This window comes from Actinomyces sp. B33 (assembly GCF_028437565.1).
Lineage (GTDB): Bacteria > Actinomycetota > Actinomycetes > Actinomycetales > Actinomycetaceae > Pauljensenia.
This window is the reverse complement of sequence record NZ_JAMRYR010000001.1, coordinates 446780-460329: the sequence shown is the minus strand read 5'-3', so window position 1 is coordinate 460329 and position 13550 is coordinate 446780. Positions and strand designations below refer to the sequence as shown.

Below are 13550 nucleotides of genomic sequence, written 5' to 3'. Positions count from 1 at the left end.
TTATGTAGACAATCTGATGTTTGATCGGATACGGTGATCCACAGCACGCAAAGAGGCGTGCCCGTCGAAAGCAGGAACACATGCACGACACACCACTGGCCGTCGTCACCGGCTCGGGGCGAGGAATCGGGCAGGCGATCGCCGAACGGCTCGCCGACGATGGGATGCGCCTGATCATCGCCGACATCGACGACGACACCGCCCGCCAGACCGCCGAGCGCATGACCGCCTCGGGACGCACCGCCCACGGCATCGGCCTCGACGTCGCCTCGCCCGAATCCGTCGCCCGGGCCGTCGCCGAGACCACCGACCGCTTCGGCCCCATCCGCGTCCTCGTCAACAACGCCGGAATCGTCTCCAATACCCCGTGGGAGGACACCGGCCTCGACGAGTGGAACACGGTCCTGGCGATCAACCTCACCGGGACCATGCTCATGACTCACGCCGTCCTCCCCGTCATGCGCGACGCCGGATGCGGGCGCGTCATCAACATCGTCTCCCTCGCCGGGCGCAACGGCGGCGTCAGCGTCGGACCCGCGTACGCCGCCTCCAAGGCCGGCGTCATCGGACTGACCCGCCACTACGCCGGCAAAGTCGCCCGCGACGGGATCACCGTCAACGCCGTCGCCCCGGGAACCACCGCCACCGCCATGGCCTCCCGATTCACCCCCGAGCAGATGGCCGCCATCAACGACTCGATCCCCGTCGGCCGCCTCGGTCGCGTCGACGAGATCGCCGCCGCCGTCTCCTACTTCGCCGGCCCCCACGCCGGCTTCACCACCGGCGCCGTCCTCGACGTCAACGGCGGCATGCACTTCGCCTGAAAACCCCACCGATCCCATCACAGGAGGAACGATGTCCACCAGCTACCTCGCATGGATGGCCGAGAACACTCCCAGCCGCTACTGCAACGACTCGGCCCTGACCAGCACCATCACCAGAGCCCTCGACAACGGGGCCGTCGGCGTCACCACCAACGCCCCCCTGTCCTACGAGGCCCTGACGACCTCGGAGCCCCAGGACCTCGACCCCGAGTCCAGCGTCGACGCCTCCGCGACCGGCGACGAACGGGTCGTCGAGCTCCTCGGCCGCGTCGTCCGCCCCATCGCCAGGAGGCTCATGCCCCTCTACGAGGCCTCCGACGGGCTCTACGGATACGCCCGATCCCAGGTCCAGCCCAGCGCCTCCCACGACTACGACGCGCAGCTCGCCCAAGGGCTGGCCATCGCCGAATTCGGCCCCAACGTCATGGTCAAGATCCCCGGGACCGAATCCGGGGTCCGCGTCCTCGAGGAACTCGCCGCGCGCGGCATCCCCACGACCGCGACCGTATGCGTCTCCGCCTCCCAGATCCTCGCCGTCGCCGAGGCCTACGAGCGCGGCGCCGAGCGCGCCCGCCAAGCCGGCATCGCCCCCGCCCGCTCGACCTCCGCCTTCGTCATGGGGCGTCTCCAGGACTACCTCGCCATCGTCAACGAGAAGGAGAACAAGGGCCTGGCCACCGAGGACCTCGAAGAAGCGGTCGTCGCCGTCGCCCGCCGACTCCTCGACGCCCTCGCCGACCGCCCCGGGGCCCCCGTCCTCATGCCCGCCGCATTCCGCCACCCCCGTCAAGTCACCCTCCTGGCAGGGGCCCCCTTCGAGGCGACCATCCACCCGAAGATCCAGGACGCCCTCATCCAGTGGGACGCCGAATCCGGGATCCCCCGCGAATCGGGTATCTCCGCGCCCCTCGACCAGACCCGGATCGATCGGGTCCTCGACGCCATCCCCGACTTCGCCCGCGCCTACGAACTCGACGGGCTCGCTCCGCACGAGTTCGACGACTTCGGCGCCACGAAGTTCACCCTCAGCGGCTTCTCCGCCGCATGGGACCAGTTGCGCACCCTGTAGCCCCATCGCAGCGGCGAGCGCCCCGCTCTCGCCGCACCCGCCGGCAAGCCGGACGTCGTCACCACCAGGACCGTCGACGCCCCGCTCGGCCGCGCCCTCGAGACCCCGGCCGACCCGCCCCGACCTCCCGGACGCACGGTCGACCGCCTTCCCGACCCCCGTCGCTCACAGCGCCGTGAACGAAAGGAACCCCATGTCCGCCCGTACCGCACCCCGCCACAGGAGGACCCGATGATCGCCCTCCTTTGGCTCGCACTGTCCATCGTCGTCATCGTCGCCCTGATCCTATGGGTTAAGCTCCACCCCGCCGTCTCCCTCGTCATCGGCACCCTCCTGCTCGGCGCCCTCCTGGGCATGCCATTGCTGGACATCGCCACGACCACCACCCAGGGATTCGGCTCCCTGATGACCAGCCTCGGGCTCTCCGTCGGCTTCGGCATCATCCTCGGCCAGCTCCTCTCCGACTCCGGCGGCGCCAAAGTCATCGCCCGCACCCTCGTCGGACTGACCTCCGACCGCTTCGCCATGTACGGCCTGGCCTTCGCCGCCTTCGTCCTGGCGATCCCCGTGTTCTTCGACGTCACCTTCGTCATCCTCGTCCCCCTGGCCATCGCCATCGCCCGAGAGGCCCGCAAGCCCCTGCCGCTGGCCATCGGCTCGGTCGCCATGGGCGCCGGCGCCGCCCACACCCTCGTCCCCCCGACCCCCAACCCCCTCGCCGCCGGCGACATCATGGGATTCTCCGTCGGCTACATGGTCGGCGTCGGCGGGATCATCGGCCTGATCGCCGTCATCGGCGGCGTCACCGTCTACTCGATGATCATCGACAAGGTGTGGAAGCCCGAGCACGACGTCGCCGAAGAGCCCTCCCTGCGGGCCGTCCCCGGGGAGGACAAGGAACCCGGCTTCTGGCTGTCCCTCCTGCCGATCCTCACCCCCCTGATCCTCATCCTCATCGGCACCGTGTGGGGGGCCGTCACCGACGCGGAGATGCCGGTCCTCCTCCACTTCGCCTCCGACAAGACCGTCGCCCTCCTCATCGGCACGCTCGTCGCCTATCTCGTCGCCTCGCGCAACCTGAGCCGGTCGGAGATGGAAGAATCCGCCAACAACGCGATCCAGTCGGCCGGCATCGTCCTGCTCATCACCGGGGCCGGCGGCTCCTTCGGCGCCGTCATCAAGGCCGGCGGAGTCTCCGACCTCATCGCCGAGGCCGTCGCCGGCCTGGGCGGCGGGCACCTCGTCGGCCTCCTCGCCTGCTACTTCGTCGGCATGTCCTTCCGCGTCGCCGTCGGATCGGGGACCGTCGCCTCCATCACCACCATGACGATCTTCGCCTCCCTGGCCCCCACGATCGGCATCCACCCGGTATGGGTCGCCGCCGCCTGCCTGGCCGGCGCCCTGTCGATCGGGCACATCAACGACTCCGGCTTCTGGGTCACCGCCAAGATCCCCGGATTCTCCATCACCGGCGGACTCAAGGTCTACACCCTGCCGCAGTTCATCGCCTCCGTGTTCACGATCATCCTCGTCATCCTCGGCTCCTACATCGTGCCGATCTCCTGACGGCATCGCGCCCGCCGAATCGCACCGGTCCGGCGGGCGCGACACGACCCACGAGTCCGGGTGGGGCGGCCGCGACCGCCCCACCCGGACCGTCGTCACGACCCGGGAAGAGCGCCGATCGCCGCCCGGTAGGCCTCCTCGAACGCCTCGAGCCTCGAATCGTAGGCGCCGCGCAGCTCCCCGCGCGTCCGAACCGCCTCGCCGACCGGCACGCGGTAGTCGGCCTCCCCGCCCAGCAGGGCGCGAACGGCCATGAGGGCCGCCCCTCGCATCGTGATCCTCTCGCCCACTACCGGGGCCAGGTCGACCCCCAGGCAATCGGCGACGAGCGGCAGGATCTCCGGGTAGTGGCGCACGACGCCCCCCGACGCCAGGACGATGTCCGGGCGCGCCCCGGCCTCGACGAGCTGACGATGGATCCGCAGATAGCTCAGCGCCAGCCCCTCGCCGACCGCCCGCCACGCCTCCCGCGGCCCGGTGGCGGCCGTCACCGACGACAGCCCAGCGCGAGCCCGACCGGCCCACCCCGTCGATCGCTCGCCCGTGAGGAACGGGAGGAACACCGGGGCGCCGTCGACCGGCGGGGCCGACCAGACCCGGCGCCTGTCCTCGGTGTCCAACGGGACGGCGAGAGCCCCCCACCACGTGAGGACGCGGCCGACGTCGTTGAGGGCGCCGCCGACCAGCGCGTCCCCGTGCGACACCCGGTACGACCACAGCCCCCGCGGGATCGGGCCGTCGGAAGAGGGCACGAGGACCCGCATCGCCCCCGAGGTCGCCGCCGACAGGGCGAGCGCCGACGGCCCGATCGCGCCCACTCCCCAATTCGATGCCAATCCGTCGGGGACGGGGGCGAACCACTGCGCCGAGGCCGCCTGCGGCCAGCGCGAGGCGGCGCTGCCGGGGGCGGCGGCGACCCGCTGCGTCGGATCCGCGAGCGGCGCGAACCAGTCCGGCCGCGCGTCGACGAGTCCGAGCACCGCATCGCAGTAGCCGGCGCCCCGACGGTCGAGCAGCCCCGACCACGCCGCCGACGAGATCGATTCGATCCGCCGGCCCGTCAGCCTGCGGACGACGTATGTGCCGATGGACTCGACGGCCGCCGTCTTGTCGAGGAGCCCCGGGGACTCCTCGCGCAGCCACGCGAACTTCGGCGCGTGGTACGAGGTGTGCAGGCGCGCGCCCGTGAGCTGGTGGATCTCGTCCTCGTCGACTCGGGCCCGCAACTCGTCGAGCTGCGCCCAGGAACGGGAGTCGGCGTAGGTCAGGCAGGGGGTCAGCGCGTCGCCGGCGGCGTCGACGCAGATGAACGACGAGGCGAAGGAATCGGCGGCCACCGCGTCGACCGCCGTCCGGCCGAGGGCCAGGAGCGTCTCCCCGATCGCCGCGGCGCACCCGTCGACGACGAGATCCGCATCGATGACGCTGGCCCCGTGGGAGTCGGTGGCGAAGTCGTGGCGCCGCTCGGCCGCGCATCCGTGAAGGGCGCGGCCCCGGGCGTCGAAGACGCAGGTCCTGACGGAGGTCGACCCGATGTCGATGGCCAGGACGAGGGGCCGCTGGGCGCGGCGCGCCTCGACGTGCGGGTCGTGGTCGGACGCGGGGACGAACGAGACTGCCATGGGTGATCCTCCGATCCGCGAGGACCCGCACCGTCATGCCCGGTCGGCTCGATCCTGTCCGACCTGCTGCCTGATGCGCTCGCGCTGGTTATCGATGTGGTCGAGCATCGCCTGCGACGCCGCCGCCGGGTCCCCCGACTCGAGGGCGAGGAGGATCCGCTCGTGCTCGGTCACCGCGATGTCCCGGTCGATGATCAGTCCGGGGGTGAACCGCCTCCAGCGGTGGATAACGCCCCCGAGCATCCCGAGCATATCCGCGATGTACCTGTTCCCGGTCCCCTCCCAGATGGCGCGGTGGAACGCGTCGTCGGCGTGCATGAAGGCCAGGTAGTCCTCCATGGTCTCGGTGCGCCCGGTGCGCTCCTGCTCCTCGTACGCCTCGCGGACACGGCGCACGACGGGGGCGCCGTGCGAGCAGGCCAGTTCCGTGGCGGCCGGCTCGAAGATCCGCCGGGCCGCCATGATCTGGTCCATCTCGAAGGGAGTCGGGGGGTTCGACACCTCGAAGCCGATGTGGGCGCGGCGCCCGACGAGGCCGGCGGACTCGAGCATCGTCAGGGCCTCCCGGACCGGGGTCGTCGAGACCCCGAACTCTTCGGCGAGGGTCCTCGTGCGCAGGAAGTCCCCCGCGTTGTACTGCCCGGCGAGGATCCGATCGATGAGGATCGACTCGATCTGATCGGCGAGAGTGCCCCGCAGTAGAGCCGGCGGCGGTTGCGTCACGTGTGTCCCCCAGGAGCGAAGATGCGTCAATGCGGCGGGTCTCAGCATAGTGCCCGAACGGGGCCGTCCACGCGCGTGGACGGCCCCGCGGGCGGTCTCTCAGCCGAAGTACGCGCCGCCGTTGACGTCGAGGAGGACCCCGGTGGTGAATGCCGCCTCGTCGGACGCCAGGTAGCACACGGCGGCGGCGATCTCCGAGGGCTCGCCGAGCCGGCCCAGGAGGATGTGGCGCGCCTGGTTCTCGATGCGCTCGGGGGAATACCCGTCGAGGATCGCCGTGCGGGTCGTCGCCGGGCACACCGCGTTGACGGTGATGCGGTGCTGGGCCAGGTGGCGGGCCATCCCCCGGGTGATCGAATTGACCCCGCCCTTGGCGGCCGCGTAGCTCATCGCCCCCTCGAACCCGCCGTTGCGCCCCGTCAGCGAGGAGATGTTGATGATCCTCCCGGCGCCGGACTCCTTGAGGTAGGGCAGGGCCGCCTGGGAGGCGAAGAACGTGCCCGACAGGTTGATGTCGAGGACGCGGTTCCACTCGCCCGTCCGCTCCATCTCCTCGATGCTCGTCGTGCCGAGGACGCCCGCGGAGTTGACGATGATGTCGATACCGTCGTGCGCATCGGCGATGGAGGCCATGGCGGCGCGCAGGCCCGCGCCGCCGTTGACGTCGACGCGGACTCCCAGCGCGCGTCCGCCGGCCTCGACGATCGAGTCGGCGACGGCTCGCGCCCGATCCTCCTGGAGGTCGGCGACGGCGACCCTGGCGCCCAGGTCGGCGAGGGCGCGGACGATGGCCTCGCCGATGCCCTGGGCCGCTCCGGTGACGACGGCGGATTTTCCATTGAGATCGAACATGGGGGTTCCTCTCGGGAATCGGGTCAGAAGCGGATGGACGAACGGTCGAGGACCGCCAGCCGCTCGATGCGGGCGGCCTCCTCGATGTGCTTGAGGTAGCGCAGCCCCCGGTCGGCGCACTCGCGCCCGGTGGGGAAGGCCTGGGACTCGATGGTGATCCAGTCGTCGTACCCGATGTCGAAGAGCGCGTGGTAGTGGCTCTTGAAGTCGATGCACCCGCCGCCCGGGTAGGCGCGGTTCGAGTCGGAGAAGTGGACGTAGCCGATCCACTCGCCCCATCGGCGCACGGCGGCGAAGGGGTCGCGCTCCTCCATGTGCATCGAGTGGGTGTCGATGTGCATGGTGACGTTGGGCCTGTCGATCTCGAGGAGGAAGGACCCGAGCTCGTCGAGGGTGTTGAGCCAGTTGGAGATGTACTGGAGGATGTTCTCGACGACGATGTGCCCCCCGGTCGAGTCGGCGTGGTCGGCGAGGGCGCCGAGGGCGTCGACGAGGCGCGCGCGTGACGCCCGTGGAGGCGAGGTCGGGGATGTTGCCGCGCATCGTGCCGACGACGACCGAGCAGTCGAGCTCGGCGGCGAAGTCGAGGTGGCGCTTGAGGCGATCGACGGCCGCGCTGCGGGTCGCGGCATCGTCGACCGTCAGCCCCAGGCCGTTGACGAGGAGCTCCTGGCCGGTGCAGATGCTGGCGAATCCGAGGCCCCGATCGCCGGCCACGGCCCGGTAGGCGGCGGCGTCGTGGTCCTGGGGGCTGTGCATGTACAGCTCGATGCCGTCGTAGCCGAGTTCGGCCGCGGTGGCGGTGACCTCGTCGAAGTCGCCGCGCAGGACGACGGGCATGCGGCTCGGGAGGTCGTCGAGGGCGACCTGGACCCCGTACTTGAACGTCATTGTTCGTCCCTCCTGTAGTCCCGGCGGATCCGGCGCCGGGCGGGGCGCGCAACGCGCCCCGCCCGGTCGGCCGTCACTCCTGGCCGAGGATCGTGTTGGACAGCTGCTGGTAGATCCGCAGGAGGCTCGAATGGTCCTCCCCGTCGAATCCGTGGCTCTTGAGCGAGGACATCATCTGCCGGGCGATGGCGGTCAGGGGCATGTAGGAGTCCGTCTCCGCCCCGGTGGCCAGCGCGTTGTTGAGGTCCTTGATGTGCAGGTTGATGCGGAAGCCGGGGGAGAACTCCTGGTTGAGCATCTTCTCCGCCTTCTGCTCCATGACGGCCGAGCCGGCCAGGCCGCCGCGGATCGCCTGGACGACGGAGGCCGGGTCGACCCCGGACTTCTGCGTGAGGACGAGGGCCTCGGCGAGGACCGCGATGTTGACGGCGACGATCGACTGGTTGGCGAGCTTGGCGATGTTGCCGGCGCCGAGGGGGCCGACGTAGGTCGCGGACTTGCCCATCGTCAGCAGGAGGTCCTTGACGGATTCGAAGACCTGCTCGTCGCCGCCGACCATGATCGCGATGGTCCCGGCGATGGCGCCGGGCTCGCCGCCCGACACGGGGGCGTCGATCATCGCGGCGCCGGCGGCCTCGACGATCTGCCCGGCCTGACGGGACACGGCGGGCGCGATCGAGGACATGTCGATGAAGACCTTCCCGGCCGACAGGCCGGCGGCGATGCCGTCCTCGCCCGTCAGGGCGGCGAGGACGTCGGGGCCGTTGGGCAGCATCGTGATGACGACGTCGGACGCCTCGGCGACCGCGCGCCCGCAGCCGGCCGAGACCGCTCCGGCTTCGACGACGTCGGCGACGGCGGCCTCGTTGAAGTCGAAGCAGACGACCTCGTGCCCGGCCTTCATGACGTTCTTGGCCATCGGGCGGCCCATGATGCCCAGGCCGATGAATCCAACCTTCATTGCGTGTTACTCCATTCCGTGTGGTGTGAGCGCGGTCCGGGACTGCGGATCAGTCGAGGTCCTTGGCCTCGGGCAGGCCGTTGGCGGTCCATCCGCCGTCGATGAACAGGGTCTGGCCGGTGATTCCGGAGGCGTCGTCGGAGGCGAGGAAGGCCACGCCGGCGGCGATCTCGGAGGCTTCGAGGAATCGCTTGTTCGGCAGGATCGACATGATCGCGTCGACGTCGATGATCCCCTCCTCGATCCCCTTCTTGACCATGTCGGTCATGACGTACCCGGGGGCGACGGCGTTGACGCGGATGCCGAAGCGCCCCATCTCGTTGCCCAGCGCGGCGACGAGCGCGTTGACCCCGGCCTTGGAGATCGCGTACGGGGTGCGCTTGGAGGTCGGTCGGGCGGAGTTGCCCGACGAGGTGCAGACGACGACCCCGCCGCCCTGCTTCTTGAAGTGGCGGGCGGCCGCCCGTGTCGCGAAGTAGTAGGCCTTGAGGTTGAGGTCCATGAGGAAGTCGTACTCCTCCTCGGGGAAGTCCGTCGCCCACTTGCGGATCTGCACGCCCGCGTTGTTGACGAGGACGTCGAGGCGCCCGTGTGTGTCGACGGTGGAGTCGATCATCCGGTCGATCTCGTCGACCTTCGTCAGGTCGATGACGTAGGGCTCGGCCTCGTACCCGGCGGCGCGGAACTCCTCGACGGTCCGGTCGAGGGCCTCGGCGTTGATGTCGGCGAGGATCATCCGGCCGCCCTCAGAGGCGAGGCGCTCGGCCATGGCCTTGCCGAGCCCCTGGGCCGCTCCGGTGACGATGCAGACCTTGTCGGTGAATCTCATGGGAGCTCCTCAGCCGATCGTGGCGGCGAGCAGGGGGGCCCACCCGTCGTTGATGAACTGGTCGGTGGTGCGGTTCGTCGACCCGAAGGTGATGAACTCCTCGGGGGTCATGCCGTCGACCTCGTAGGCCTTGCGGAACTCGGGCATCGTCATCAGCCGGTCGATGACGTCCTCGTCGACGGGGACGTCGATCCTCTCCTCGAACGGGCCCTCGAGCTCGCCGAGGGCGTCGGCGATCTTCGGGGCGATGGACATGATCATTGTCGCGCCGGCCAGTTCGGTGATGTGGTAGGCGCCGCGGCAGCCGGCGGGCATGAGGTAGGCCTCGTAGCCGCGCTCGGCGAAGATCGAGTAGGCCCTCTTGATGCAGGCGGTGCCCGCCTGGATGATGTCGGACTCGGTGACGACGTCGCTGGAGTCCTGGGCGACGTCGCGCAGGTAGTCGTCGAGGCGGCCGACCATGAGGACGGCGACGTTGAGGCCGGGCTCAATACCCGCCGCCCGGGCCCGCTCGATGCCGCGCTGGAGGGCGGCGCCGGTGGCGAGGACCTGGGGGACGGTGAACGAGACGGTGACGACGACGTTGTAGCCCTTCGCCGACAGCTCCTCGGCGGCGCGGATGCCGGACTTGGTGGCCGGGACCTTGAGACACACGCGCGGGTCCCACTGGGCGTAGCGCTCGGCCTGGGCGAGGACCGCCTCGTAGTCGCCGGTCTTGTTGGGATTGGTCTGGGCGCAACAGCGGCCGGTGCGCACGTCGGCCTCGTCGTGCACGGGGTCGAGGGCCTCCTTGACGTGGAGGGTGACGCGCTTGACGAGCTCTTCGACCTTCTCGGTGCCCTCGAGGTCGGCGGGCACGTCGGCGATGAGGGGGGCCCAGTAGTCGGGGCGGGCGGCGAGGGTGGAGGCGACGAGGAAGGGGTTGGTGGTCACGCCCTTGGCCCCGTTGCCCAGGGCGATCTCGAGCTCGTCGATGATGGCGCTGTCGTGCCAGTAGACGGAGTCGGTGGTCGAGGTCATCCAGCGCAGGAATTCGTTGTTCTCTTTCATGTCGTCTGCCAGGGGGATCCCGTGGCTCTCCTTCCGGGTCGATAGCAGTGCTCCGGGCGGCGCCTGGCGCCGTTCGCGCGTCGGGTCGAGGGAGTCGTCGCGATGCGCAGCCGAGGGAGTCGTCGAGGGACCGCATTGTCCTCGATGCGTCCAAGGTAACATCTTGATGCATCATATGCAATGCATCTGCTACAGTGCGGAGCGTGCTCGGGGACACCGCCCCGAGCGGACAAATGGCGAGGGCTCGCGGGTCTGCGCGAGGATCCCCGCCGTTCACCGACATCCGTAGGCAACGACGCAAACGGAGCGCATACGACGCCGGGACCGCCAGAACCCCGTTCGGCGCCGCGTCAACCGCTGAATCGCCCGAGGCGATCGAGCAGCACCCATCCACAAGACCCAGTACCTAGGAGTACTCGCATGAGTCTTCACCGAACCGGTCTCACCGCTAAGACCACCAGCACCCACCAGGACGGCGGGCCCCGATGAGCGCACTGAGCCTGTTGATCATCGCCCTGATCGCCATCGCGGTCCTCCTGCTCCTCGTCATCGTCCTCGACGTGCCCGCCTACGTCTCCCTCCTCCTCGTCGCGATGGGCACGGCCCTCGTCGCCGGCATCCCCATCGCCGATGTCGTCCCGACGATGATCGAGGGGATGGGCAAGACCCTCGGGTCCGTCGCCATCGTCGTCGGCCTGGGCGCCATGCTCGGACGGCTCGTCGAGGTCTCCGGCGCCGCCGACCACATGGCCCGGGCCTTCACCGAGAAGCTCGGCGCCGCGCGCGTCGTCATGGCCGTCACCGCGGCCTCCTTCATCCTCGGCATCCCCGTCTTCTTCGACGTCGGCTTCATCATCCTCGCCCCGCTGATCTTCGCCTTCGCCCGCAATGCGAAGCTCTCGCCCCTGGCCATCGCCTTCCCCGTGTGCGTCGCCATGACGACCCTCCACACGATCATCCCGCCCCATCCCGGTCCCGTCGCGGCCGCCGCCGCCCTCGAGGCCGACGCCGGGCTCGTGACGATGTGGGCGCTCCTCATCGCCCTCATCGTCACCGTCATCGGGTACTTCGTCATCAAGCCGATCAACTTCAAGAAGATCGCACTCGCCCCGTCCCCCGCCGAGAGCGCCCAGGGCTCGACGTCCGTCCAGTACGGCCCCGCCGAGGGCGGCAGGGTCCCCGGCGCCGGGACGACCGTGTTCGTCATCGTCCTGCCGATCCTTATGATCATGGCCGGCTCCATCATGGTGATGAACCTGCCCGAGACCTCGGCGATCCGGCCGATCGCCGACTTCGTCGGCAAGCCCGCCACCTCCCTGCTCGTCGGCGTCCTCGTCGCCTACGTCCTCATCATGCGCATCACGAAGTGGAAGAAGGGGCAGATCGCCAAGGTCGCCGACTCCGCGCTCGACGCGGTCGCCATCGTCATCTTCGTGACCGGGGCCGGCGGCGTCTTCGCCAACGTCCTCGTCAAGACCGGGATCGGCACCGCCTTCTCCGACCTGCTGACCTCCATCGGCATGCCGACGATCCTCGCCGGCTTCGTCATCGCCGCCGCCCTGCGCGTCGCTCAGGGATCGTCCTCCGTGTCGATCCTCACCGCCGCCGGCCTGATCTACCCGGCGGTCGTCGCCGGCGGGTACTCGCCGACTCAGGTCGCGCTCATCACCATCGCCATGGGATTCGGCGGCCTGTTCTGCAGCCACATCAACGACTCGGGATTCTGGATCGTCACCAAGTACCTCGGGCTCTCCGTCTCGCAGGGCCTGCGCACATGGACCGTCCTGACCACCGCCGTGTCCGTCGTCGGATTCCTCGTGACGGCCGCGCTGTTCATGGTCGTCGGCTGACCGCCACCGGGTCGGGACCGCTCGCCACCTCCTGCGCGACAGCGGTCCCGGCCCGGTTCTCCTGAGACAATCGTCCCCACGAGACGCCCATGATCGGAGCCCCCATGAAGTTCGTCCTCGCCCCCGACTCCTTCAAGGAGAACATGACGGCCCAGGAGGCCGCCGACGCGATGGCCGTCGGCGTGCGCGACGTCCACCCCGACGCCGACTGCGTCCTCGTCCCGATGTCCGACGGCGGGGAGGGCTTCATCCAGGCGGTCGCCGCCGCCTGGGGAGTCGCTCTCGTCGAGACCGACTCGGTCGACGCCCTCGGCCGTCCCATCCGGGCCGCCTACGCCTGCTCCGGCGACAGCGCCGTCCTCGACGTCGCCTCCTGCGCCGGCATCGAACTCGTCGCCCCCGCCGACCGCGATGTCGCCTCGTCGAACACCGACGGCCTGGGCGTGATCATCCGCGACGCCCTCGACCGGGGCGCGCGCCGACTCCTCATCGGCATCGGCGGATCGGCCACCAACGACGCCGGCATCGGCATGCTCCACCGGCTCGGCGCCCGCTTCTACGACGCCGAGGGCGCCGAACTGCGGCCCCTCCTCGCCGACCTCGCCCGTATCGCCCGCGTCGACACCGCCGACCTCGACGTCCTCCTCGACGGCGTCGACATCCGTGTCGCCTGCGACGTCACCAACCCGCTCAACGGCTCCACGGGCGCCTCGGCCGTCTTCGGCCCCCAGAAGGGCGCCACCGACGAGCAGATCCCCGTTTTCGACGCCGCTCATCACCGTTTCGCCGTCGTCTCCGGGCACGAGGACGACGCCCTCCTGCCCGGATCCGGCGCCGCCGGCGGCCTCGGCTTCGCCCTGCGCGCCTTCTGCGGCGCCGAACTGGTCCCCGGGGTCGACCTCGTCGCCGCCGCCGTCGGCCTCGACGAGAAGGTGCGCGGGGCCGACTGGGTGTTCACCGGCGAGGGATCCGTCGACTCCCAGACGATCGACGGCAAGACCCCTGCGGGCGTGACCGCTGTCGCGCGGGCCCACGGCGTCCCCGTCATGGTCTTCGGCGGGCGCATCAAGGACGGGTCGGAGAATCTCCTCGGCATCGGCGTCACCCGCATCGTCAAGGTCGGCGACCCCGATGAGCCCCTCGAGGAGGCCCTGCGCAACGGCCAGAAGAACCTGCGCCGCGCCGTCGCCCAGGCTCTGGCCGACCTCTGACCGCGCGTTAGCCCCGGGCGGCGCTGCCCGAGCGGGGCCGGCCCGCAGGCGTCCGGGCGCAGACGGCGGCCGCTGCGAGGGGAGCCGACTGCGGGGGGTCGG

General features: G+C 70.2%; 12 protein-coding genes and 1 pseudogene. 5 read left to right on the top strand and 8 right to left on the bottom strand.

Going from position 1 to position 13550, the window contains the following annotated elements; all coding sequences use genetic code 11:
• Nucleotides 1-80 precede the first annotated feature (80 nt).
• The 3 genes from M3T53_RS01940 to M3T53_RS01930 all read left to right on the top strand — a co-directional run bounded on the left by M3T53_RS01940 (nt 81) and on the right by M3T53_RS01930 (nt 3459).
• Nucleotides 81-824 carry an SDR family NAD(P)-dependent oxidoreductase gene (locus M3T53_RS01940; RefSeq protein ID WP_272432753.1) on the top strand — a complete coding sequence of 248 codons (744 nt, stop codon included), beginning with the start codon at nt 81-83 and terminating at the stop codon, nt 822-824.
• Between the two features lie 31 nt (nt 825-855).
• The gene (locus tag M3T53_RS01935; protein WP_272432752.1) at nt 856-1893 is read left to right on the top strand and encodes a transaldolase family protein; all 1038 of its coding nucleotides are present in this window, start codon (nt 856-858) and stop codon (nt 1891-1893) included.
• A 231-nt stretch (nt 1894-2124) separates the two neighbouring features.
• Nucleotides 2125-3459 (top strand): GntP family permease, encoded by a 1335-nt coding sequence (locus M3T53_RS01930; RefSeq protein ID WP_272432751.1) that lies wholly within the window; start codon nt 2125-2127, stop codon nt 3457-3459.
• A 95-nt stretch (nt 3460-3554) separates the two neighbouring features.
• Here the strand turns inward: M3T53_RS01930 and M3T53_RS01925 are convergent, their stop codons facing one another.
• From M3T53_RS01925 to M3T53_RS01895, 8 genes and pseudogenes are all read right to left on the bottom strand, one after another.
• On the bottom strand, nt 3555-5081 hold the full coding sequence (locus M3T53_RS01925; RefSeq protein ID WP_272432750.1) for an FGGY family carbohydrate kinase: 1527 nt from the start codon (nt 5079-5081) through the stop codon (nt 3555-3557).
• A gap of 33 nt (nt 5082-5114) precedes the next feature.
• Nucleotides 5115-5804, bottom strand: a complete 690-nt coding sequence (locus M3T53_RS01920) for a GntR family transcriptional regulator (RefSeq protein WP_272432749.1) — start codon at nt 5802-5804, stop codon at nt 5115-5117.
• A 99-nt stretch (nt 5805-5903) separates the two neighbouring features.
• Nucleotides 5904-6656 carry an SDR family NAD(P)-dependent oxidoreductase gene (locus tag M3T53_RS01915; protein ID WP_272432748.1) on the bottom strand — a complete coding sequence of 251 codons (753 nt, stop codon included), beginning with the start codon at nt 6654-6656 and terminating at the stop codon, nt 5904-5906.
• Nucleotides 6657-6679: 23 nt separating this feature from the next.
• Entirely contained in the window at nt 6680-7288 is a 609-nt protein-coding gene (locus M3T53_RS01910) for a sugar phosphate isomerase/epimerase family protein (protein ID WP_272432747.1), read from the bottom strand.
• Nucleotides 7251-7415, bottom strand: a pseudogene (locus M3T53_RS09845) (hypothetical protein); the annotation flags it as partial. The pseudogene M3T53_RS09845 and the gene M3T53_RS01910, both read right to left, overlap by 38 nt.
• Nucleotides 7416-7620: 205 nt before the next feature.
• The gene (locus M3T53_RS01905) at nt 7621-8508 is read right to left on the bottom strand and encodes a 2-hydroxy-3-oxopropionate reductase (protein ID WP_272432746.1); all 888 of its coding nucleotides are present in this window, start codon (nt 8506-8508) and stop codon (nt 7621-7623) included.
• Nucleotides 8509-8557: 49 nt separating this feature from the next.
• Nucleotides 8558-9337, bottom strand: a complete 780-nt coding sequence (locus M3T53_RS01900) for an SDR family NAD(P)-dependent oxidoreductase (protein WP_272432745.1) — start codon at nt 9335-9337, stop codon at nt 8558-8560.
• Nucleotides 9338-9346: 9 nt separating this feature from the next.
• Entirely contained in the window at nt 9347-10387 is a 1041-nt protein-coding gene (locus M3T53_RS01895; RefSeq protein ID WP_272432744.1) for a transaldolase family protein, read from the bottom strand.
• 485 nt (nt 10388-10872) lie between these two features.
• Between M3T53_RS01895 and M3T53_RS01890 the strand changes: the two genes are divergently transcribed.
• Nucleotides 10873-12237 carry a GntT/GntP/DsdX family permease gene (locus tag M3T53_RS01890; protein WP_272432743.1) on the top strand — a complete coding sequence of 455 codons (1365 nt, stop codon included), beginning with the start codon at nt 10873-10875 and terminating at the stop codon, nt 12235-12237.
• An 89-nt stretch (nt 12238-12326) separates the two neighbouring features.
• A complete protein-coding gene (locus M3T53_RS01885) occupies nt 12327-13448 on the top strand; it encodes a glycerate kinase (protein WP_272432742.1) in 1122 nt (373 codons plus the stop codon).
• The last annotated feature ends 102 nt before the right edge of the window (nt 13449-13550 follow it).

What these genes read in the sequence shown, in the direction of transcription:
- M3T53_RS01940 (WP_272432753.1), top strand. Translation starts at nt 81, where the DNA reads ATGCACGACACACCACTGGCCGTCGTCACCGGCTCGGGGCGAGGAATC.
- M3T53_RS01935 (WP_272432752.1), top strand. Translation starts at nt 856, where the DNA reads ATGTCCACCAGCTACCTCGCATGGATGGCCGAGAACACTCCCAGCCGC.
- M3T53_RS01930 (WP_272432751.1), top strand. Translation starts at nt 2,125, where the DNA reads ATGATCGCCCTCCTTTGGCTCGCACTGTCCATCGTCGTCATCGTCGCC.
- M3T53_RS01925 (WP_272432750.1), bottom strand. Translation starts at nt 5,081, where the DNA reads ATGGCAGTCTCGTTCGTCCCCGCGTCCGACCACGACCCGCACGTCGAG.
- M3T53_RS01915 (WP_272432748.1), bottom strand. Translation starts at nt 6,656, where the DNA reads ATGTTCGATCTCAATGGAAAATCCGCCGTCGTCACCGGAGCGGCCCAG.
- M3T53_RS01910 (WP_272432747.1), bottom strand. Translation starts at nt 7,288, where the DNA reads ATGCCGCGACCCGCAGCGCGGCCGTCGATCGCCTCAAGCGCCACCTCG.
- M3T53_RS01905 (WP_272432746.1), bottom strand. Translation starts at nt 8,508, where the DNA reads ATGAAGGTTGGATTCATCGGCCTGGGCATCATGGGCCGCCCGATGGCC.
- M3T53_RS01900 (WP_272432745.1), bottom strand. Translation starts at nt 9,337, where the DNA reads ATGAGATTCACCGACAAGGTCTGCATCGTCACCGGAGCGGCCCAGGGG.
- M3T53_RS01895 (WP_272432744.1), bottom strand. Translation starts at nt 10,387, where the DNA reads ATGAAAGAGAACAACGAATTCCTGCGCTGGATGACCTCGACCACCGAC.
- M3T53_RS01890 (WP_272432743.1), top strand. Translation starts at nt 10,873, where the DNA reads ATGAGCGCACTGAGCCTGTTGATCATCGCCCTGATCGCCATCGCGGTC.
- M3T53_RS01885 (WP_272432742.1), top strand. Translation starts at nt 12,327, where the DNA reads ATGATCGGAGCCCCCATGAAGTTCGTCCTCGCCCCCGACTCCTTCAAG.